We start from the raw sequence: 21,405 nt of genomic DNA, 5'->3' as shown, positions 1-21,405 counted from the left end.
GTCCCCTCAGCGCCCGCGGCCGCCAGCGGCCGCCAGCAGGGTGGGGGGGATGTCCACCAGGCTGACCGGGCGCGTCACGACTGCGGGGGTGGTGAGGTCGGGGTGAACGAGGATCAGCGGCACATGGATCAGCTCCTGGTAGAGCCGCGGCCCATGCCCGACGATGTTGTCATGCTCGCCGAACATCTCGCCGTGATCGGCCGTGATGATGAGCACGGTGCGGTCGAGCAGGCCGCTGCGCTGCAGGTCGCCGACGAAGCGGCGCAGGCAGGAGTCCAGGTGACAGATGGCCGCGTCGTAGAGCGCCATCTTCTGGCGCTGATCCTCCGGATCCACGGTGAGCAGCAGGCGGTTGTGCTCCAGCGGCTGGATGTCGCGGTAGCGATTGCTGTGCTGCCAGGGATCGCCGGCGACGAAGCGGCGTACGATGGAGAGCGGCGCGGTGTAGGGCATGTGCGCGTCCATCAGGTTGGCGAAGACGAAGGCCGGCTGCGTGGCCTCAGTCAGCGTGCGCCGGATGTCGGCCAGGGTGTCCCCGCTGCGCGTGCTCCAGCCGCGCTGGTAGGGGAAGGGCTGGCGGCGGACGCGATCTACCCAGAAGTTCCAGGCCCGGTTGAGGAGGGTGCGGCGGTAGCGGGGGCGCCAACTGCCATCCCAGTAGTCCACCTGGCGGCCAAACGCGTCGAGCAGGCCGGTTTCACGGCTGACCAGCACGTTTTGCGTGAAGGCGTGGGTGGTGTAGCCGGCCGCGGCCAGCAGGGTGGGCAGTTGGGCCACCTCCGGCGCCAACTGCCGGTCAGCGTGGCGCGGATCGAAGCTGAGGCCATGCTCACTGGAATAGAGGCCGGTGAACATCGAGGTGTGCGACGGCACGGACCAGTTGCCGGGCGCGTAGGCATTGCGGAAAACCCGGTGGCGGGCGGCCAACTGCGCCAGGAACGGCGTGGTGGGGCGGTCATAGCCGTGAAAGGTGGTGTTGGCCGCGCGCACAGAGTCGAGCACCAGCAGAACCAGGTGAGGCGGTGAGATCATGGATGAGACCCGACGGCGGATTTCTGGACGATGATCTGGCGGTAGACGGCCAGGGTGGCCTTGACCATGGCCGCGACGGTGAAGTCGCCGGCCAGGAAGCGGGCACGGCCGGCCTGACCCATGCGCCGGCGCAGATCGGGGTCCTGGGCCAGGCGGTGCAGCGCGGCGGCCAGGGCGGCGGGGTCGTCCGGCGGCGTCAGCAGGCCGTTGACCCCCTCTTCGATCAGCTCCGGCAGGCCGCCGACGCGCGTGGCGACGACCGGTTTGGCCCAGGCCATCGCTTCGAGCACGCTGACGGAGCGGCCATCGTTGCGCGTGGGGTGGGCGACGATGTCGGTGCGCTGCATGATGGGCGCCAGGTCAGCAAAGGCGCCGCTAAATTCGACATAAGGCGCCAGGCCCCAGGCAGCGGCCTGCGCCTGCAGGCCGCTGCGCAAAGGGCCATCGCCGGCAAAAACGACCCGCAGCGCGCCCGCCGGACTTTCGCCCGCCATTTCTTGCTCGTGCAGGATGCGCAGTGCGGCCAGCAGCAGGTCTGGCCCTTTCTCCGGCGCCAGGCGCCCCACCGCGGTGACGATGACCGGGCCGGGCGCGGGGCCGGCCGGGTGAGTAGGGCGCAGCGCGTCGTCGGCGGGCGCGCTGGTCACGGCATTGGGCACGACCACGCCTGGCGGAATGGGGCCGCACAGGCGCTGCAGCCCGTCCAGGCTGGCCTGCGCACGGCCGATGATGGCATCGGCCCGGCCGATGACCGGACACAGGCCCGCCCAGACCGACGCCAGCCCCTCATCGGGCGCGCCATATTCGGTGTAGATCAGCGGCAGGCCGCGATCGTCCGCGTAGACCAGACCGCCCGGCAGCATGGAGTGCTGCACATCCACCAGATCGGGCGGCCAACGCCGGCGGGCGCGATCCAGGCGACGCCACAGCCACCAACTCAGGCCATCGGCGAAGAGCCAGCGCCCGAAGCGGCCGTGCAGCCAGCCAACCGCGCCCTGCCAACTGCGCGCCCAGGATCGGCCGCGACGCAGGCGGTCGGCCAGGGCCGCGAGCAGGAGCAGGGGGACGCACAGCGCCAGCAGCAGGCGCATCGAAGCCTGGCGCCAGGCCAGGGGTGGGTCGAGCAGACGGGCCAGCCAGGCCGGCGGCGCGGAGAGGGTCACGCCTGCCTGCTGCATGCGCTGCCAGTAGGGGTGATCTGGCGCGACCGCCTCGCGGATGGCGACGAACACCTGCACCCCTTCGGCGGCCAGGCCCGCGGCCAGGGCCGACATCTGCGCCTCGAACCCGCCGCGCGTGCGCAGGTCAGGCGCCAGGAGGTAGACTCTCATGCCGGATCGTCCCAGCCGAAATCACGGCCCAGGAAGTCGGTCAACCGCCGGTTGTGCGGCCGGAAGAAGGCGGCGAGTTCGCCGAAGACCGCGGGTTTCTCGGAGAAATCCGAAATTTGGCCCGAAATCTGGCCCCCAGTCTGATTGAAGGGCCGGTACGCGGTCGGTTCCCAGGCCGGCAGTTCCAGGAAGTCGAGCACCTGGCGGAAGATGAGCGCGGGCTGCTCGTAGAAGTCCTCGCTGCGCAGGATGAGCATCTGCCCGGCCGGGAAGAAGCGGCGCCAGGCCTGCAGTTGATCCACGTAGAGGCCGCGGGCCAGGTAGGAGAAGTGCATGGGGGCAAAACCGGGGGAAGCCGGGTCGGTCTGCAGTCTGTCCATGTCTCCGGCCAGGCGCTCCTGCTCCGCGGCCACGGCGTCAGCAAACGAAAGGGACTCGATGCCCTGGCGGCCGGAGCGGCGCTCCAACTGGTAGTGCGAGTAAGCGCGGTCCACCGGGTTGCGCAGCAGGGCAATGAGCTTGACCCGCGGCAACAGCGCCTGCACGGCCTGCGGCGCGGCCGGGTGAAAGAGGTACATCGGCGTCGCCTCGCCCACACGCTGAGCGCGGGCCAGGCGCAGGGGAAAATGGGCCTGGTACCAGCCGCGGCCGGCGCTCAGGTTCAGGTCGAAGTAGTGCAGCTCCTTGTCGCGCACGGCCGCCACCGCGGGATGCCCGGCCAGATAATTAAAGAGCGAGGTGGTGCCCCCGCGCTGCGCGCCGATGATCAGGAAATCGGGCAGGCGGCGCAGGCGCGACGTCAGGCGCCGGGTCAACCAGGTGCGCAGGAACGACACGTAAAACCCACGATTGCGCAGCAGGGCCGGCTGCTCACGGACGGCGTGCGGCAGGGTGCGGCGGGCCGTGCTGGTATCGAAGCGGGCCAGGGCGTCGAAACAGGCCTGGCCCCAGAAGTGCGGCTGACGGCTGCGCCATGACGCCAGCGCCAGACCCGCGGCCGGACGCAGCGGGGCCGGCAGGGCCGCCAGCTCGTTCAAGAGCGCCCGGCTCGTCAACTGCGGGATGGCCCAATACTGGCGCTGCAAGCCAAGCCAGCGCTGTTCGAACAGGCGGCTCAGCAGCGGCGTCGCGGCCTGGCCATGGCGGGCAAACGCGGCCTGGATGTCGCCGATGGCCGCCAGTGAGGGCATCACGACCGCGCCCAGGCTGTGACGCCAACTGATGCCCAGCGGGCGATCGCCCAGGGCCTGCCAGCGCGCCTGGCCCTGTACGCGCAGCCAGTACTCGTGCTGGCTGGCTCGTGACAGATCGGGCGGGCCGTGCTGCGCCAGCAGGCTGCGGCGCACCAGCAGCAGCGGCCAGGCGGTGGGCAGCGCAAAATCAATATCGCCGGACAGGCCGGCGGCCTCCTCGCTGCCTTCGGCGGCCAGCACGTACGCGCCACACACCATCTCCGCGTCGGCGGCCAGGCCGGCCAGCGCCGCGGCGGCGGTCAGCGCCTCGCCGGGCAGCAGCCAGGCGATGAAATCGCCCTGCGCCTGCGCCACCCCGTGCGCCAGCGCCGCGCTGGGGTCAGCGGTGGGCGGCGCGTCCAACACGGTGAGATGGCCGGCGTGCTGCTCCACCAGCGCCCAATGCTCAGGGTCGGCGCCGCCGTTGACGGCCATCCACTGCACACCCGCGCTGGCCTGCACGTGCGCCAGGGTGGCCGCCAGCCAGCGTCGCGGCGCGGCCGTGACCACCAGGACGACAGACAGACGAACGGGCACGGCTAATCCACGTAACCGAGCGCGCGCAGTTGCTGGGCCATCAACGCCTCTTGCTCCGGCGTGAGGTCGGCAGAGGCATCGGCATCCGGCGGCGCGGCGGGGTCGCCCTGCTTTTCGGCGGGGGTGGCCGCGGTGGGCTGAGCGGACGGCGGACGCTGCGCCAGCAGCGCGGGCGCCAGGAACTCCTGCAGCACGCGGCCATCGTAGTCGGCCGGCCGGGCCGCGTCCATCAGGTAGAGCACGGTGGCGGGAATGTCGGCCAGGTCCGCGGCCAGCATGTTCTCGCCGGGGCTGAAGTCCGCGCCCGAGAAGACGAAGATGCCGTCGCGGCTGTGTTCGCCGTTCCACGCGCCGCTGCCGCGCTCGAAGTAGGACGCGCTGCGGTAGTTGGGGCCGAACGCCAGGCTCCAATCCGAGCTGAAGGTGTCCAGGATGAGGGCCGGGGCCTGCGCCATCTGCGGGCCGTGGTACAACTGGCCGGCGGGCAGCACGGCCTGGAAGACCGGCTTGCCGCCGGGGTCGGTCAGGGCCAACAGCCGCGCCTGCACATCGGCCGCGGCGTCGGCGGCCGCGGCGGGGTTGGCGTAGATGAGCGAGCCGAACGACATGAACTGTGAACGTCCCCAGTCGGCCTGGCCGTCGAACGCGTAGGCGCGATACGCGGCGGGCGCAAGCTGCTCCAGGCGGCGCGCCAGCCAGGCCGGTAGCGGCCCGTTTCCGGCTCTCAGCGCCCGGCGCAGCCCATTGCGCACCACTCGTTCCAGCGGCCCACGCAGTCCCGCCTGTTGACCGGCCTGCACGAGCAGCCAGTTCAGGTCGCCGGCCGGGTCCGTGGGCGTGCGCGGCGCCCAGGTGAGCAGGCCCTGGTCATAGAGCCACTGGTTGATGTAGAACTTGCCCTGGATGCGCCGCGAGCCGTGGTCCGAAATGAGCATGACGTTGAGCGGCTGCAGCGCGTCGAGCAGTTGGCCCAGGTGGCGGTCGCTGTCCGCGTAGGCTCGCTGCACACCGGCCATGTCGGGCGCCAGGTGATTGGCGTGATCGGGCAGCATCAGATTGATGACGAGGACATCGAGTTCGAGCTGCGCGGTCAGGCGAATGGCCGCGGCCACCTGAAACGCCTGCGTCCGCTCATCGGCCGCGTACCAGCCCTCGCCGTTCGCCAACATGCCTTCCAGGTGGCCCGGCTCGTAAGGCCCCAACTCCGCCTCCAGCCCGGGCAGGAGGTTGGGCGGGTAGAGGTAGCGGCGCAGCGGGTCAATCAGCGGATAGCCGCACAACACGAAACCGTCCAGCGGCTGGGCTGGAAAGGTGAGCGGGATGTTGACCAGGCCCACCCCGCAGCCGCGGGCGTTGAGCTGGCGCCAGAAAGGGACGCCATGCACCGTGGCGGAGGTGTGCAGTTGCAGATGCGGGGGATCGGCGTCGCGCACCAGCCGGTTCCATTCGAAGACGCCGTGCTTGCCGGGATTCGCGCCGGTCGCCAGGGTTGACCAGGCCACGGGCGTCAGCGCGGGCATGGTGGAATGGAGCACGCCAGAGCGCCCCTCGGCTATCAGGCGCTGCACGTTGGGCAGCAGGCCGTCCTGCAGCCAGGGCGTCATGTATTCCCAGCACGCGGCGTCGAATCCGGCCACGAGCAGCGGCAGGCGGCGTCCGCTCATGATTGCTCTCCGCGGGGGTCAGTTGGCTGACCGGGCTGTCGCCCCGGCGGTCCCGCAGAAAATCGCCCGGCGCGCCAGCGGGCGATGAGCGCGGGGCCGAACGCGCGACGCAGCAAGGCTTGCAGCAAGATAGAACGCACCCCGCGGTTGGCGAGGAGCCGCGGTTGGCGGCGCACGGCCCAACGCAGGCAGGCCGCGGCCTGATCGGGCTGCTGGTCGGCCAGGCGCAGGCCCTGGCTGAGCAGCAGTTCGGTGACGAACGGCTGCACCGCGCGGGTCAGCGGGCCGGGCAGCGCGGTGCAGGCGGGGTCGGCCAGCTCAGCCGCGAAGCAGGCGGGCCATTCCGCGGGCCGACCCCGCGCCAGCGCTTCCCAGCGCAGACCCAACGGACGCCGCGCCGCGGCCACGCCATCGCCGCCGTGCCGCTGGGCAATGCTGTAAATTTCGCCGATCATCGCCAGCGGCAGCGCGTGGGTCTTGGCCTGCGGCTGCAGGCGAAAGAGAGCCAGCGGCGCATCGGCAAGGAAGACAAAATCGCCCACCTGGCGCAGGCGAATCCACAGGTCGTAGTCCATGCCATAGTGCAGCGACCCATCCAGGTAGCCCACCTGCCGCAGCGCGCTGTGCCGCAGCAGCACCGTCGGTTGGCGAATCACGCCCCCGCGCCCCAGCAGCGTGCTGAGCGGCGGCTGCGCCTCGATGCGGCCGGTCGAACTCTTGACCTTGCGGCCCGCGCTGTCAATGTAGTCACAGTTGCCATGCACGAGCACCGCGTGCGGATGCGCCAGCAGCGTCGTCACCGCGCGGATCAGCGCGCCCGGCAGCAGCAGATCGTCGGAGTTGAGCCACCCCACGAACTCCCCGCGGGCGCGGCGGAACCCCTGGTTGATGGCGTCGGTCTGTCCGTGGTCCGGCGCGCTGACCCAATGCGTCAGCCAGGGCGCATAGCGTTGGATGATCTCCACGCTGCCATCGCGGCTGCCGCCGTCCATGACGATGACCTCCAGGTTGGGGTAGCCCTGCAGCAGCACGGAGCGCAGCGCCTCTTCCAGGAACGCGGCCTGTTGAAAGGATGGAGTGACGATGCTGACGAGCGGCCAGGTCATGTCAGGCGCCAGGTCGGGCGTCGGGGCGTCGGTCCAGGGCCAGCCCTGTTGGCAGGTCGGCGGCGGTAATTCAGCGAGAGTCGGCATGATACGGTCCCACCATTGAAATTTTCACACAGGGACGCGACTGCGCAGGAAGTTCCAGGCGCCGCGCCAGGGGCCGGCGGCCTGCACGGCCTGGGCGCGGGCCACCTGCCAGCGTTCGCGGCGCGTCCAGGTGCTGGCCGGGCGCAAAACGACATTCCACGGCGCAAGGGGAGAGAGCCAGGAAACCTGGTCTCTGCCGGTCAGGGCCGCGGCCAGTTCATCCTGCGGATATCCCAGGCGGTTGAGGGTGGCCTCGCCCAGCTCATCCAGGTAGGCCTGGGCAAAATGACGCATCTGCGCGTCGCCTGCCAGGGCCTGCCACTCGGTCAAATGATCCGGCACCGGGCGGTCATGCTGTTGAATGCCGATCTGATCGCCCAGGCGCCCCGACGGCGCGGCGCGTTGACCGTAGGTCAGCATCTCCGCGTGCGGCGCCAGGCCCAAGCGCTCGCATAGACCAGCCAGGCACGCCTGCGGCTCGGTCGCCAGGTCCTCATAGCGCACCACGATCGCGGCGTCGCCCTGCGTCTGTATCGCGTCCGCGATGCGCACAGGCGCCACGCGCAGATCGGCCGCGTGCTGAGCCAGCCGCGGCCAATCGCCCTTCACCCAGGTGGTCAGAATAGAATGCAGCACCGCCAGCGGATTGCGCAGGAGCAGGATGACGGACGCCTGCGGGAAAAGGGCGCGCAGTTCCGGGATGATGAAATAGTAGCGCGGCGTCTTGTCCAGGAAGATGCGCTTGCCCTGCCGGGCCAGCGCCGCGCCGTAAACTGTAGCCGCAAATGCACGCAGGCCGTCTCGATAGGTCTCTGCGCCGTCCGCGTGCTCGGCCAGAAAGGCACGCACCGCCTTGAAGGCCCACTGACTGTTGTATTCGGCCTGAATGCCATGCTGACGCAAGCCGTAGAGCGGGTGCAGGAGCAGCCAGGGTTCGGCCGCGGTGGCTATGTCAGGATGGCCGCTGAGCATACGCTGCAGCAGGGTGGAGCCGGCGCGCGGCTGCGAAATGATGAAGATCAAGCCCTCACCCAGGAACTCACCAGGCATCGTCGGCCTCATAGCCCAGGGCGATCAGGATATCGCCCGCGATTGCTTTGCACAACTGTTTGTGCTCCGCGTCGAAGGCCTGCCGCCAGGCGCCGCTGGCGCCCTGGCGAAAGTTGCGCGTGCCGCCAAACAGGTCGCCGGCCACGCGGCGCAGGGTCGCTTCATCACAGGGGATGCCGAGGTGGCGCACGATGGCGGTCAATTCTGCGATCTGGGCCGCCTCGCTGCCCCCGCCCCGCGGGCCAACCAGCGCCTCGAAGCGGGTGATGCAGGTGTTGGCATCCTGCAGCCAGGGCAGGAACAGACGGTAGCGCTCGCCGATGCCCAGCAGAAAAGGCTCGCCGGGCGCTGCGGCCGGAATGCCCCGCAGGGTCGCGCCCAGGCGCTCAGCCTCCGGCAGGCCCTGGTAATGCGCGTGCAGGCGATGCGCCGGGTTGGTCATCACGTAGGTGACATGCGAGAGCGCGGTGTCGCGCGGATCGCGCAGGATGAGGACGCTGCGCAGGCCCAGGCGCCGGAGCAGGGCGCTGAGTTCAGGCGAAAAAGGGATGTGCCCGCGTGCGTAGGGTGTTGGGGCGGCTGCCTGCGCCAGCAACGTGGATCGCAAGAAGGTCTCGACTGCGGCCAGGCTCAGCCAGGCGTCGGCGCCCACGCCCACCATCACCAGGGGATCGCCATCAACGGGCGGCTGCTGGCGCCGCACATCCTCCGGCAAGAAGGAGACATGCCGCGGTTGCACGCCAGGCAGCAGGCTGATCGCCTTGGAGAGCAGGTTGGTGCCGGCTTTGGGCACGCTGTTCAATAGGAAGGACGCCGCGGCGGCCGGCCGACCGCGCGCACTGTTGAGCCAATTTATCGCCTTTATCGCCTTTATCACCGCACGCCGCCCGTCACCAATCCAGGTCTTGCTCATACCCCCACTCGATCAGGGACTGGCCGGCCAGCTCTTTGAACAGCGCCCTGTGAGCCGGGCTGAACTCCTTGCGCCAACTGCCAATGGCCCCGCGGTCGAAGGTGTTGGTGCCCCCGAAGACCTGGGCGGCTGCCTGCTCGATCTCCGCGGCCGACAGGTGCAGGCCAATATGGTTGGTAATGGCCTCCAACTCCTGGCGTTGGCTGGTCCGCGACCCACCGCCCTGCGGCCCCACCAATTTCTCGAACGCGGTCGTATAGTTGAACGACTGCGCCATCCACGGCATCACACTGCGGCAGCGCTGGGCGATGTCCAGCAGGCGCGGGCCGTCGTCGCCAACCGGCTCGACGCCGCGAATCGAAACGGTGATGCGCTCGGCCGGCGACAGCGGGCGATAGAGGTCAGACAAGAAATGTTTGGTCGTCTTGGAGACGTGGCGCGCATGGGACACGACGATGTCGCGCGGATCACGAATCATCAGCAGCGATTTCATCTCCATTCGAGTCAGCAGCGCGGCCAGGGCCTCAGAGAAGGGAATATGCCCGGTCACGTAATGGCCGGGTTTCACCTGCTTCAGAGCCTCGTGCAGCGAGGCGAGCACCACCAGGTGCGGCCAGTCAATCCCGATCGGGACCAGGGTGGCCGTTTCGGACGCGGCCTGCTCGAAACGCGCGGCGCTGGTTTGACCAAAATGAACGGGGGCGCGCTGTATTCCCGGCAGCAGATCCATCGCTTTCGACAAGAGGTGAGTGCCGGACTTGGGCAGGCTGTTGAGCAGGGTCGGCCGGGGACCTGCGGGCGGGCACAGACGGTCGAGAAGGTTCATGAGGCAGGTTCTATCAGGGGCTGCGCTGGGCCAAACAGAGCCGGGCCAACCCAGCCGCTGTCCTCGACCGCGCCCTGTTCGCGGCGATGAATCCAGCGATGAGGAACCACGATCATGCCGCGGCCGGGGAAGGAGCCGCTGGCATAAATATCATGATTGCGCACCGAGAAGGACAACACATCGTTCAATTCCAGATAGCGACCCTGACGCAGGCGGGCGACCGCAATGTCAACCCAGTAATCGCCGGCCAGGAGGGGCAAGATGGGCAGCACAACGTCCAACGTGCCGCGGCCGCTCAGGTCGTGCAAGGGGAATCCGCTCGTCGGGTCGTTGGACAAGCGCAGGACCTCCATGCCCATCTGTGACTTGACGCGAATGCCCAGGCGCACCGACGGCATGGTCTTGCCGTCCGCCACACTGTAGTGCAGACGCAACTTCAGGCTGCCGCCGACCGGCAGGTCCTGCAGGATCTGGTCGTGCGCATCGAGCACTTCGATGTGGTCAATGCGCACGGGGCCATCGCCGCCCAGTTTGTTGGTGTCCACGTGCCAGCAGCCACCGCTTTCGCCCTGCGCCAGGTAGGTGCGAATGACATCGTCCGGCGTGCCTTCCATCAGCAGGCGCCCCTTTTGCAGCAGGATGGCGCGCGTACACAGGTTGGCCACGGCCGCCATGTTGTGACTGACAAAGAGGATAGTGCGGCCGTCGTTAGCGATGTCGCTCATCTTGCCCAGGCATTTGCGCTGGAACGCGGCATCGCCCACGGCCAAAACCTCGTCAATGAGCAGGATCTCCGGATCGAGATGGGCCGCGACGGCAAAGGCCAGGCGCACGTGCATGCCGCTGGAGTAGCGTTTGACCGGGGTATCGAGGAATTGCTCCACCTCGGAAAAGGCCACGATCTCATCGAACTTGCGGCGAACCTCGGCGTTCTTCATGCCCAGGATATTGCCGTTGAGGTAGATGTTTTCACGGCCGGTCAATTCGGGATGAAAACCGGTGCCCACTTCGAGCAGCGAGCCAATGCGCCCATAGATCTGGGCGCGGCCCTCGGAGGGTTTGGTGATGCGACACAGCACCTTGAGCAGCGTGGACTTGCCGGCGCCATTACTGCCGACGACGCCGACGATTTCACCCTGGTTGACCGCGAAGGAGATGTCACGCATCGCCCACAGCGTCTCCGCCTCGCTCGGCGGTCGGCCGATTTCACGGATGTAGGCAAAGGGCGCCAGGGCAACCTGACGTGCAGCCTGCCAGGCGTTGGCCGGACGCGACGGAGGGAGGCCAATACGATACATTTTGCCGAGATGTTCGGCGCGAATGACTGGGTCGTTCATAAGGATGATGGGTACACTGAGTAGAGTGCGGCCTGAAACCGGGTTTCTGATGCGACGAGAAACCCGGTTTCTGGGAGAAACCGGGTTTCTGATAGGTTGATGCGTTAGGCGTCCGGTTTCTGGGAGAAACCGGGTGTCAGGATGAGGTGCTCAGGGGCAAGGAATGGTCGTTTCGACGCTGGTCAGCACATCGTCGGGGAAGGCGCTGGCGACCGCGGCATAGGCCGTATCCGTACCGACGTTGCCGTGCAGGCGGTCAATGGCGAGATCATCAGTGCAGGTATCATCCGCTCCGTAGAGGGTGTCATTGTCCTCATTGCCATCGAGGCGATCGGTCCCAGCCTGGCCCCACATGACGTCGTCGCCGTAGCCGCCGCTCATGATGTCATCGTTGAAGTGACCGTTCATGAAGTCAGCGCCGACGCCGCCCATCATGTCATCATAGCCAGCACCGCCGATCATATTGTCGTTGCCATAGCCGCCGGTGATGGTGTCGTTGTCGTTCTGACCCTGAATGATGTCATCGCCATCGCCGGCCTCGATCAGGTCGTTGCCGTCGTTGCCGCGCAGGTTGTCGTTGCCGAAGCCGCCCTCGATCCAACCATCGCCGACGTTGCCGAGGATCGTGTCGTTGCCGGCATCGCCCAGCAGACGGTTGTCTGCGGTGTCGCCGATGATACGGTCGTTGAAGGCCGAACCCCAGACGTTCTCCAGAGTGGCGAGAACGATGGTGTCCGTACCGCCCCAGCCGTCCGTGGTTGCCAACGCACCGGTGAGGTCAACCACGACGCGGGTCGGTGAATCGTTGTACATGGCCCAGTCTTTGTCGGCGCCGCCATCGAGGCTGTCATTGTTGGCGCCGCCGTTGAGTTTGTCACAGCCGCCGAGGCCGGACAGGGTGTCATCGCCGCCGTTGCCAAACAGTCTGTCGTTATCGGCGGTGCCAGTCAAGATGTCGTTTCCGGGGCCACCGTTCTGCGCGCCCCCGTTGGCGAACAGAGAGCAGTCTACATATTCCAGGGCCTTGTAGTTGTCCACACCGATGGTCTCGGCGATGGTGTCTGCCAATTCGCCATTGATGGCGTAGGCACGCTCCACCAGGGCCTGGCCAATGGACATCGGTGAATCCTTGGCATCCAACATTGCGTTGATGCGCGTATCATTCAGGCCGCGCAGGGTGGCCTCAGCCCAGGCATCCGTAGGGCCGCGATGCCCCACCACGCCCGACAGGTCAATGCGGTCGTTACCGTCATGGGTGCGAATGGCGAAGCCCTTGAAACTCGACGAAGCATAGCTGTGGAGGGCGCCGTCGAAGGTCATCACCACGGCGTCGCCGCTGTCCCGTGCAGTCACCACATCCGCGCCGCTGCTGCCATGCACGAAGATGGAGCCGCCGTTGTACTGGTACAAGCCAACCAGGGCCAATGTGCCTGCAGATGACTTAGCCAGAATGTAGTAATCATACTCAGCGTCGGCCGCGTCGCCGGCATCGTTCGGCAGGTTCAGGTCCGTGCCGAGAACGAAGCTCTGCGGGGTTGCGGCATTGGCCATCACCGCCGTACCCAGGACCACATCGCGGGCATCGGCCCGACGATCGGCGGACTGGAAGAAAGTCACGGTCGCATTGGGGGCGGCCTTGCCGAAGTTGAGGGTGACAGTGTTCCCATTGGCGATAAAACTACCACCCGCGAGAGCATCCGAGGATGGCTGTGCAGCAACCCACGCGGTGGTGACGATCAAGACAATGACCAACAATGTGGCAACCGAGCGCGCGCGACGCTGACGAAAGACAGCGGGTAAATGCGTAAACCAGTTCATTTGTTTTCTCCTGCAGACACAAGAAACGGCTTGAGCCACATCGAAGTTGACTCAATCACTGATGAGGGGGAGAAAGGGATCAAACGCACGGGAACGGGGAACAAAAATCGGTAAGTGTCAGGATTCTTGTCAATAGACATACCTCCTTGGTGAACGTGGCTCATGTGGGTGTGGAGGACTACTTGAGTAGAAAGTGTATCACACAGTCACCCGCATGTCAACCAACACTCAAATCGAATCTACGATATTCTGCTCGACGCGGCGGAAGTAGAAGGCGCCGGCCACGAGCAAAATAAGCACCGCCAACACCACCAGGCCATTGAGCCAGGTTGGTTGCCACTCAGCGCCGAGCAGCGCCCAACGCGAACCTTGAATGACCATGGCCATCGGGTTGAGTTGGTAGATCAATTGCCAATTTTCGGGGATCAAGCTCGCGGAGTAGGCCACCGGCGTCAGGTACTGCCAGATGGTGATGGCAAAACCGAGGCCAATGGTCACATCATGGAACTTGATGGCCAGGCCGGCCAACCAAAAGCCCACAGCCAGGCCGACCGCGGCTGCCAGGAGCAAGAATAGGGGAAGGGTGAGCACGGCCCAGGTGATGGTCACATGATAATAGATCAACAGGCCGATCAGGACGAGCAAAGCGGCCAGGTAATCCACCAGGGCCGCCATGACGGTCGCCAATGGAACCAACAGGCGCGGAAAGTAGATCTTGGCGATAATGGCACGCTGCGTGAGCAGGCTCTGGGATGAGTTACGCGCGCTGTTGGCAAAAAACTGCCAGGGCAACAGCGCACTGTAGACGAACAGCGGGTAGGGAATGCCTTCAGATGGCAGCCTGGCCAGGCGACCAAAGACAAAGCTCATCACCACCATGTTGATAACCGGCTGCAGGATGATCCACAGCGGGCCGAACGCCATCTGGCGGTAGCGGCCTTGCACCTCACGCCAGAAGAAGGCCATCAGCAGGTCACGGTATTCCCAGATCTGCCCAAGCTCCAGGCGGCTCCAGCCGCGCACCGGCTCGATGATCACCGTCGGTACCGCGGCCGCGGTTTTCTGGTTCTTGCCGGCCAGGCCAGGCGTTGTTTTTTTCGTTGCCTGCGGCGGCAACGTGGATTCGGTAAATTCACTCATGTCGTTCTTTTTCACTCTAGTGACGGCGGCGCATCCGTTGCACCTGAACCATCGCGACCAGGAGAATCAGGACCGGTACCATGCCAAACACCAGTCCGGTCGCCCCGGACTGCTGCCAGCCCTTGGGCGGCGGCGGCGCGCGACGGTCGAACTCGTACACCGGAATCACGGTCGGCGTCGCGGTTGGCGACCGCGTCGGCGTGGGGGCCAACCGCGCGGGGTCAGCAGTGGGTGTGGGGATCGGCAACGGCGCCTGGCCCTCGATGGTCAGGGTGCGGCTGGTATACCAGAGCTGCTTCTTGTTGAACCAGAACAGCACGTGCAACTGGTTGCCCAATCCCAGGGCCATGCTCGGCGACTCGATATTCGAGATCTCGCCAGGGACATTGGCCGAAATGCAGAGGGGCCAGGTCCAGCTTCCGCCCTGACGTGACGTATACCAGACGCACTTGCTCTGCGCATACACAACGTGCAAGTCTCCGACCGCGTCCACCAGGATATGCGGCGCGCCTTCGAGAACCGCCCAGCGTCTCCGAGAGGGAGATCTGCTCCACCCGTCCCCAGGTGCGCCCGGCGTCGCCAGATTCCTGGAAGTATTTGCCGCCGACGCCCACCATGCCGACCCAGGTCAGGTAGACCTGAGCATTGGGGCCGGTCGCCACGTTCGGTTGGTTGAAACCGGTGTCGGCTGCCTGCTGCGGTGGGAGCCAGGTCAGGCCCTGGTCGGTGGAGTTGGTGTAATACAGGCCCAGCGGCGGCCACCCGTCCGGCGCCTGATACTCTGCCCACACCACGTGCAGGCTGTTGTCGGCCCCCACGGCCACGCGCACCGCGTTGGGGACGCGCTGCACACGCGTGACATTCGCCACCCAGTGCGGATCTTCCCACTGCGCGCTGGCCGGGTCGAGACGGCGCACATACATGGCCTGGATGCTCGGTACCGCGTAGGCCATCCACACGGCGCCATCGGGCGCAAGCGCCAGCCCAGCGCCGGGCAGCGCATCGTGCAGGGCGGTCGGGGGCTGCCAGTCCTGCGCCGAAGCTGAGGGCGAGACGCCTGCCCACGTGTAGGTGTCGCCATGCCAGAACAGCGCGATGCGCTGCGTGTTGGCGATGCCCGCCAGTTCGGTAAACGACTCATTGGAGACGAAAATATCAACCGGCTTCCAGTCCGGGCGATCGAGCCGCGTGTAATAGAGTTGATTCGGACCGGGATCAACCTCATTGGGCAGCACAACCCAGAAGGCATGCACCTGTCCGAACGCGTCAGTCACCACCGTGGGGTAGTTGATCGTCCCGTCGGTCTCGAAGACCAGCCTGGGCTGTGACCAGGCGCCGCCTTGCGCGGCCGCGGGCCGGCTGCTCTGCCAGATCAGCGCCACCGCGGTCACTACAACCACCAGCGCCAGCCCCCAACGTCCCTGCCATCTCAATTTCACGCATTTCACGCGCCTGCCTCGTTCCAACGAATCAGCCCCACGCCCTCTCTCTCCTGCCATTCACTCCTCACTCCTACTTCCTCACTCCTACTTCCTACTTCCTCACTCCTACTTCCTACTTCCTACTTCCTACTCCTACTTCCTATCTCCTACTTCCTATCTCCTACTTCCTATCTCCTACTTCCTATCTCCTACTTCCTATCTCCTACTTCCTATCTCCTACTTTGGTTCGCCGCTTGTCCAAGCAGCGCCGCACGTCCTGTCTCTTCGATGTGATCATACCACCAGGTGCGCAGAGCAATCTGGCCCTGGCTCAGATCCACCGTTCGCCACAGGCCCGCGGCGCGGTCAAGCTGGCTGTCAATGGCATAGCTCTCGCCCAGCAGTTGGACTGTGGCGCGCTGACCAGGAGCAGAGGCGTAGGCGGCCTCCAGGTGACGTCGCGCCGCTTCATATTGTCCCAGAGAAAGTTCGATTTGTCCAAGACGCCGATTGGCCGTGGCATTGGTCGCGTCGAGCGCCAGGGCGGCCTCGAAGTGGGCCAGGGCCGGCGCCAGGTTGATCGCGCCGCTGCGCCGCAGTTCGTCCTGCAGCGGCCATTGCGGCCAGGTGTAGACGGCCAATTCGGCCTGTGTCTGGCGCAGCGCGCCCAGGTTGGCCTGGAAACGGGCACGCGTGCCTGGCAGCAGCAGGATCACGCCCGCCAGCAGACCGACCGCAGCCCACACGAACGGCCGCGCCGCGGCCCAGCCTGCGCTGGCGCGAGCGGGTGCGGCCGCGCCGCGCGCCGGCGAAGCCACCAGCGCCCACGGTAGGAACAGGATGAGTACCCCGCGGCTGCCGTAGAAGGCATCGTCCACCTGACCGTGCAGGAGAATGACGCCCACCGCGATCAGCGCGGCTGCACGCCAAAAGGATGGCGCGGCCGGCCGGCGCAGGAGGGCCAGCACAAGCCAGGCGAAGGCCGCCAGCCCCAGCAGCCCCTGCTCCAGCCACACGTTGAGCAAGATGTTGTGGCTGTGAACCTGGTAGCCCACGTGCAGCAGCATGACGTAGCTGGAGTAGGCCATCTCGAAATTGTCCAGCCCCAGGCCGGTGAAGGCGTAATCGCCGATCAGGTCAAGGCTGTGGCGCCAGATCAGCAGGCGGCCGCTGACCGCCGCGGGCAGGGGATACCAACCGCGGCCGGCGCCCATCAGCAGCAGCGCCAGCAGGATCATGCTCAGCCCGGCCAGCAGCCAGGTGCGGGTGGACCGATCAGCGGCGCGGCGGGCCAACCAGCGGCGGCCATGCTGCCATCCCCACCAGACGCCCACGGAGATCAGCAGGGCCATCCACGCGCCGCGTGACAGGGTGAGCAGCAGGCCAGCACTGGAAATCGCCAGCAGGGACAGCCGCGCCCGGTTGCGCGGCAGCGCGACCGCCTGCAAGGGCAGCAGCGCCGCGATCAGGCCGCCGGCCACGTTCGGATGCAAGCGATGACCGGGCAGGGCCGGCTGCCAGGCGGCAAGCCAGGACAGCAGCGGGTCGAGGCCCGACAGCTTGCCCTGCCAGCGCAGCCAGTCGTTGGTCAGCAGGAAATAGAGGGCGACCAGGCTGGCAAGGCTGCCCACCAGCAGGCGCCGCGGGGCGATGACGCCCACCCGCGGCAGCGTGACCTCTTCGGGCGTGGTCGCCAGCGCGGCGTAGAGCGCCAGGCCGGCCACGATGACCCAGAACTTGGCCCAGGCCAGGGTTGGATTGTAGGCCAGGGTCGCGGCCAGCAGCGCGGTGACAAAGAAGAGCAGCAGCGGCGCATCGAACCGGGTGCGGGGCAGCCACTGCCCGCTGCTGAGAACCCGTGACGCCTGGCCCGCCAGGACCAGCAGGAGCGGCCAGGGGCCAAGCTGCGGCCAGAGGTACCAGAGCACCCCGGCCAGGCCGCTGGCCGCCAGATTAACGAGCGCCACGCGGCCTAACTGCGCACGAACTTGAGCGTTTGCCAGCCCACGCTGACCGCGCTCTTGAAGCCTTCCCAGGTGTTCAGGCCCCGCACGAAGGTCAGGATGGGGGCGGGGCGCAGCGACCATTCGCGCGTCGCCCGCTTCTGCCAGTATTCCAACCGTTCAGCCGGCAGCGTGGGGTAGTCGAGCACCGTGGATTGATCCATGTCCACCTCTTCCCACTTGGTGCCGGCGCGGAACCAGTTGTTCTCCACCACCTCGTAGAAGAAAGGGGTGCCAGGGTAGGGCGCCGCAATGTGAAAGAGGGCGATGTCCAGCGGCAGTTCTTTGGCGTAAGTGATCGTTTCCTGAATCGTCGTCTCGGTTTCGCCGGGCAGGCCGATGATGAAATAGCCCCAGTTGTTGATGCCCGCCGCCTTCGACCAGGTCAGCGCCTTGAAGGCCTGTTCCTTGCGATAGCCCTTGCGCGCCCGCTTCAGAATCTGCTCGTTGGCGCTCTCGATGCCCCAGGAGATGTACCAACAACCGGCGCGCCCCATCAGGCGCAGCATCTCCTCGTCCACGTAATCCACGCGGCTGTTGCACGTCCAGCGCACCTTGAGGCCCGTCTCGATGATCAACTGACACAGCCTCACCACCTGCTCCCGGTTGACGGTGAACAGATCCGCGTACATGTGAACGTTGTGAATGCCCAACGTTGCCAGGTACTGCAGCTCCTCCAGGATTTTCTCCGGCGCACGCAGGCGCACGCTGTTCTGGTAGCTGACATGTTTGATGCAGTATTTGCAGCCGGCCGGGCAGCCGCGGCTGGTGACGATGAAGGTAAACGGCCCCTTGATCATCGGCATGCGCTGCCGATCGAGCGGCAGCAGCTCATGCAACGGCATGGGCAGGTCATCCAGGCTGGGGATGAAGGGCCGATCCGGGTTGATGATGATCTCGGTGTCCTTGCGCCAGGCCAGACCGCGCACGGTCGCCAGCGGCGAATCGGACGCGGGCGGCGGATCGGCGCTGAGGGCCAGGGTGATCGGCGCGACCGCCTCAGCCCCGCCTGGCTCCTGGATGCGCACGCGGCCCAGGCGCTGTCCGGCCATCGCCGCCAGTCCACTGGTGGCGGCCAGCATCTTGGCCACAGCGGGGTTGCTGGGTGTCCTTTCCTCCTGCCGATCGAGCAGTTCGCGCAGCGTCATCTCCGGCTCGCCGCGCAGCACGTAATCGAGCGCGGGAAACGGTCGCATCGTCTCCAGGGTCATCGGCGTCACATGTGTGCCGAAGGCCATTGTCTGCGCGCCGACCGATTTCGCCAGGAAAACGCCGTACATGTCGTTGCGCAGGGTGGGCGCGGTGACCTGGGTCACGTAATAGCGCGGGCGAATCTCGTCCAGCAGTTTTTCGAACTCCGGCCAGCTCATGCGCGTGGCGATGCAGTCTACCACCTTGACCGTGTATTCCGGCGCCAGGATGGCCGCCAACTGCGCCAGGCTGACCTGGGGCCAGATCATGTTCTCGCGGCTGCGGCGGCCCACCCGGTGTTGACTGCGAATCCAGATGCCGCCATCGGGCGAGGGTGGGTTGACCAGCAAGACATCCACGCTGCCGGACGGCCGCGTGGATGAGGTGAGCGTCTGCACGGCCGCGCCCGCGTCAGGAAATTGAGACATGGACACCGGCGGCACGCGATGCCTGCCCAGGTTGGCGCGTAAGTCAGGAGATACTTCTGTCAAGTTATCAGCCATGGGTATTTCCTTTGCATCATTTTCATTTTACCGGCGCATCCAGCGTCGGATGCCCTTCCAGGTCACTGGCGACCCGCGCCTTGCGTTGGCTCAGTTCCTCCAGGGCGCGCATGATGAACCAACTGATGACCAGTTGCAGGCCCACCAGCGTACTCAGGGCCGCGAGGAGCTGCCAGAACCACAGCCGTGCCAGCGGCCAGCCATCGAGGCTGAGGAAAAGGCTGGCCAGCCCCAGCGCCAGGCCGGCGCCCAGCCCCAGCAGCCCGATCCACCAGAACTGGCGGTCTAGCGGCGGGTTGAAGAGCGGCCGGCCAAACAGCCCCTGGCGAATGGGGCGCTCGTAAAAAATTGCCACCAGGTAATTGAACATGGCGCCCAGCGCGAAAAGGCTGACGCCGGCCACGGCCAACACCAGGGCCGAGAAGAGACCGAACACCCCCCAGGCGCTCAGTTCGGTGACGCCTTGAGTGCGCTGCACCAGCATCGCCGCGCCCACCAGTCCCGTCACGCTCAGCGCGGCCAGGCTGATCAGCCCGAGGAGGCGCACCGGGTTGTAGGTCAGCGCGGTCCAGACGATGGACTGGGCGAAGCGTGCGCCGTCGCGCGCCACGTTCAGCTTCGACCGCCCCACCCGTTCGGCGTAGGGGATCGGCACTTCGACCATGCGCAGGTGCTCGTGCAGCGCGCGCGTGCTCATCACCGGCGTGAGGTTGAGGCCGTCGGGCAGGGGATAGATTTGAGCCAGGATGGACTTCTTGAACAGGCGCATGCCGCTGGCCGAGTCGCTGATGCGCTGGCCGCTGACCAGGCTGACCAGTTGGGCGAAGAGGATGTTGCCCAGCCGGCGCACCGCCGGCATCTCGCTGGCCGCGCCCGCCATGCGCGAGGCGATGACGATATCGGCCTGTTGCGCCAGGGCTGCGCGGTAGAGCTGGGGAAAATGCTCCGGCGGGTAGGTGCCGTCGGCATCCAGAAAGCCGATCCATTCACCGCTGGCCGCGGCAAAACCGGTCTTCAACGCGGCGCCGTAGCCGCCGTTATGCGCATGGCGAATCAGGCGCGCGCCAGGGGTGGCCTCAACCAACGCGGCCGTGCGATCGGCCGAGCCGTCATCCACGACAATCAGTTCCACCTGGGGTACGCCGGCGGCGGCCAGGGCCGGGCGTGCGTCCAAGACGCGCTGCATCACGGCCTGAATGGCGTTTTCTTCGTTGAAGGCGGGAATCACGATGGAAAGCGTGGTCATGAAGGTCAGAATCCCTGGGCAAAGACTTTACACATGATAGATCGGCCCCTTCGGCAGCGGCAGGTTGGCGGTTTCCAGGTCGGTCAGGATGCGGGCCGGCACACCGCCTGCCACCGTGTGGGGAGGTACATCGCTGGTGACCACCGCGCCGGCCGCCACCACCGCCCCTTTGCCAATGCGCACGCCGTCGGTGACAATGGCGCCGGCGCCGATCCAGACATCATCTTCGATGACGATTCCCTCGGCCGTGATCCCCTGTTCGATCAGCGGTCGCGTCGGGTCGTTGAAGACATGATTGACGGCCAGAATCTGCACGAGGGGCGCGGTGTAGACACGGTCGCCGATGGTGATGCCGCCCTGGCCGCGCAGCACATTCATCTCGCCGATCAGGCTGTCGCGCCCGATATGAATGAAGGCATGCGGTAACTGGCGGAAGTTGTACACGTGCAGCACCGCGCCGTGCATGATGAAAGTGTTGTCGCCGATGCGAATGCCGGCGGGGCAGGCGTGCAGATAAACACCCTGATCGAGATAGACCCCGCGCCCCAGGTGGATCTGATCCGCGAAGCGCAGGCGCACCTGGCTCTCGATGGCCGCCAGACCATCCATGTGCAGGATCAAGCGGTAAGCCAGGCCGCGCAGGCCGATTCCGACCACGGTCGGCGCCCAGCCGAGCAGCGCAAACAGCGTTTGTTCGACAACATAACGCCAGGCATTACTGGCCTGGCGTGAGATATAGAGCAGTAGGCCGGCGGTCACGCCGCCAGGCGCCGATTTGGTCATGGTTACAAAAAATTCCTGGGCGTCGCCTGACCTCAGGCGCAGAGGCGGCGATTTTGTGCAAGAACGCCGTCCCATGCGCCGCCAGGTCGCCGCCCACCTGGGCAGCGACCTGGGCACACAGCCATGCGACGCGTTGGAGCAAAGGCTACGACAGACGCGCGGTTTCACGTCACACAAGAACAATC

The 21,405-nt window shown here is 66.3% G+C and carries 17 protein-coding genes; all 17 read right to left on the bottom strand.

Going from position 1 to position 21,405, the window contains the following annotated elements; translation table 11 throughout:
- Positions 1-6 precede the first annotated feature (6 nt).
- Positions 7-1,032: a sulfatase gene (locus IPF85_RS26295; RefSeq protein WP_343411016.1), complete on the bottom strand. Its 1,026-nt coding sequence runs from the start codon at positions 1,030-1,032 to the stop codon at positions 7-9.
- Positions 1,029-2,363, bottom strand: a complete 1,335-nt coding sequence (locus IPF85_RS26290) for a glycosyltransferase family 4 protein (protein ID WP_343411015.1) — start codon at positions 2,361-2,363, stop codon at positions 1,029-1,031. Before IPF85_RS26290 ends, IPF85_RS26295 begins: the two co-directional genes overlap by 4 nt.
- The gene (locus tag IPF85_RS26285; RefSeq protein ID WP_343411014.1) at positions 2,360-4,132 is read right to left on the bottom strand and encodes a sulfotransferase domain-containing protein; all 1,773 of its coding nucleotides are present in this window, start codon (positions 4,130-4,132) and stop codon (positions 2,360-2,362) included. Before IPF85_RS26285 ends, IPF85_RS26290 begins: the two co-directional genes overlap by 4 nt.
- Before the next feature lie 2 nt (positions 4,133-4,134).
- On the bottom strand, positions 4,135-5,796 hold the full coding sequence (locus IPF85_RS26280; RefSeq protein ID WP_343411013.1) for an alkaline phosphatase family protein: 1,662 nt from the start codon (positions 5,794-5,796) through the stop codon (positions 4,135-4,137).
- Positions 5,793-6,989 (bottom strand): glycosyltransferase, encoded by a 1,197-nt coding sequence (locus IPF85_RS26275; protein WP_343411012.1) that lies wholly within the window; start codon positions 6,987-6,989, stop codon positions 5,793-5,795. The genes IPF85_RS26280 and IPF85_RS26275 overlap by 4 nt, the downstream gene beginning before the upstream one ends.
- Before the next feature lie 24 nt (positions 6,990-7,013).
- Complete coding sequence (locus IPF85_RS26270; protein ID WP_343411011.1) at positions 7,014-8,039, bottom strand: sulfotransferase; 1,026 nt, start codon at positions 8,037-8,039, stop codon at positions 7,014-7,016.
- Positions 8,029-8,952: a hypothetical protein gene (locus IPF85_RS26265; protein WP_343411010.1), complete on the bottom strand. Its 924-nt coding sequence runs from the start codon at positions 8,950-8,952 to the stop codon at positions 8,029-8,031. The genes IPF85_RS26270 and IPF85_RS26265 overlap by 11 nt, the downstream gene beginning before the upstream one ends.
- Entirely contained in the window at positions 8,930-9,778 is an 849-nt protein-coding gene (locus tag IPF85_RS26260; protein ID WP_343411009.1) for a sulfotransferase domain-containing protein, read from the bottom strand. The genes IPF85_RS26265 and IPF85_RS26260 overlap by 23 nt, the downstream gene beginning before the upstream one ends.
- Positions 9,775-11,076, bottom strand: a complete 1,302-nt coding sequence (locus tag IPF85_RS26255; protein WP_343411008.1) for an ABC transporter ATP-binding protein — start codon at positions 11,074-11,076, stop codon at positions 9,775-9,777. Before IPF85_RS26255 ends, IPF85_RS26260 begins: the two co-directional genes overlap by 4 nt.
- Before the next feature lie 189 nt (positions 11,077-11,265).
- Entirely contained in the window at positions 11,266-12,933 is a 1,668-nt protein-coding gene (locus IPF85_RS26250) for a calcium-binding protein (protein ID WP_343411007.1), read from the bottom strand.
- A gap of 228 nt (positions 12,934-13,161) precedes the next feature.
- Positions 13,162-14,073 (bottom strand): ABC transporter permease, encoded by a 912-nt coding sequence (locus tag IPF85_RS26245; protein WP_343411006.1) that lies wholly within the window; start codon positions 14,071-14,073, stop codon positions 13,162-13,164.
- 16 nt (positions 14,074-14,089) lie between these two features.
- Positions 14,090-14,320, bottom strand: a complete 231-nt coding sequence (locus IPF85_RS26240) for a hypothetical protein (protein ID WP_343411005.1) — start codon at positions 14,318-14,320, stop codon at positions 14,090-14,092.
- On the bottom strand, positions 14,295-15,521 hold the full coding sequence (locus IPF85_RS26235; RefSeq protein ID WP_343411004.1) for a sialidase family protein: 1,227 nt from the start codon (positions 15,519-15,521) through the stop codon (positions 14,295-14,297). The genes IPF85_RS26240 and IPF85_RS26235 overlap by 26 nt, the downstream gene beginning before the upstream one ends.
- Positions 15,522-15,724: 203 nt before the next feature.
- Positions 15,725-17,461: an O-antigen ligase family protein gene (locus IPF85_RS26230; RefSeq protein ID WP_343411003.1), complete on the bottom strand. Its 1,737-nt coding sequence runs from the start codon at positions 17,459-17,461 to the stop codon at positions 15,725-15,727.
- Positions 17,462-17,466: 5 nt separating this feature from the next.
- Positions 17,467-19,191 (bottom strand): radical SAM protein, encoded by a 1,725-nt coding sequence (locus tag IPF85_RS26225; RefSeq protein ID WP_343411002.1) that lies wholly within the window; start codon positions 19,189-19,191, stop codon positions 17,467-17,469.
- Between the two features lie 22 nt (positions 19,192-19,213).
- Positions 19,214-20,437 (bottom strand): glycosyltransferase family 2 protein, encoded by a 1,224-nt coding sequence (locus IPF85_RS26220; RefSeq protein ID WP_343411001.1) that lies wholly within the window; start codon positions 20,435-20,437, stop codon positions 19,214-19,216.
- A 27-nt stretch (positions 20,438-20,464) separates the two neighbouring features.
- Positions 20,465-21,220 (bottom strand): acyltransferase, encoded by a 756-nt coding sequence (locus tag IPF85_RS26215; protein ID WP_343411000.1) that lies wholly within the window; start codon positions 21,218-21,220, stop codon positions 20,465-20,467.
- Positions 21,221-21,405: the final 185 nt, after the last annotated feature.

Source organism: Candidatus Amarolinea dominans (genome assembly GCF_016704685.1).
GTDB lineage: Bacteria > Chloroflexota > Anaerolineae > SSC4 > Amarolineaceae > Amarolinea > Amarolinea dominans.
The sequence above is the reverse complement of the archived record's forward strand: the minus strand, read 5'-3'. Positions and strand labels throughout refer to the sequence as shown.

Bases quoted from the DNA above. Each gene is read 5' to 3' on its own strand.
- IPF85_RS26250 (WP_343411007.1), bottom strand. From the start codon at position 12,933: ATGAACTGGTTTACGCATTTACCCGCTGTCTTTCGTCAGCGTCGCGCG.
- IPF85_RS26225 (WP_343411002.1), bottom strand. From the start codon at position 19,191: ATGGCTGATAACTTGACAGAAGTATCTCCTGACTTACGCGCCAACCTG.
- IPF85_RS26245 (WP_343411006.1), bottom strand. From the start codon at position 14,073: ATGAGTGAATTTACCGAATCCACGTTGCCGCCGCAGGCAACGAAAAAA.
- IPF85_RS26270 (WP_343411011.1), bottom strand. From the start codon at position 8,039: ATGCCTGGTGAGTTCCTGGGTGAGGGCTTGATCTTCATCATTTCGCAG.
- IPF85_RS26260 (WP_343411009.1), bottom strand. From the start codon at position 9,778: ATGAACCTTCTCGACCGTCTGTGCCCGCCCGCAGGTCCCCGGCCGACC.
- IPF85_RS26255 (WP_343411008.1), bottom strand. From the start codon at position 11,076: ATGTATCGTATTGGCCTCCCTCCGTCGCGTCCGGCCAACGCCTGGCAG.
- IPF85_RS26215 (WP_343411000.1), bottom strand. From the start codon at position 21,220: ATGACCAAATCGGCGCCTGGCGGCGTGACCGCCGGCCTACTGCTCTAT.
- IPF85_RS26220 (WP_343411001.1), bottom strand. From the start codon at position 20,437: ATGACCACGCTTTCCATCGTGATTCCCGCCTTCAACGAAGAAAACGCC.
- IPF85_RS26280 (WP_343411013.1), bottom strand. From the start codon at position 5,796: ATGAGCGGACGCCGCCTGCCGCTGCTCGTGGCCGGATTCGACGCCGCG.
- IPF85_RS26290 (WP_343411015.1), bottom strand. From the start codon at position 2,363: ATGAGAGTCTACCTCCTGGCGCCTGACCTGCGCACGCGCGGCGGGTTC.
- IPF85_RS26295 (WP_343411016.1), bottom strand. From the start codon at position 1,032: ATGATCTCACCGCCTCACCTGGTTCTGCTGGTGCTCGACTCTGTGCGC.
- IPF85_RS26265 (WP_343411010.1), bottom strand. From the start codon at position 8,952: ATGAGCAAGACCTGGATTGGTGACGGGCGGCGTGCGGTGATAAAGGCG.
- IPF85_RS26275 (WP_343411012.1), bottom strand. From the start codon at position 6,989: ATGCCGACTCTCGCTGAATTACCGCCGCCGACCTGCCAACAGGGCTGG.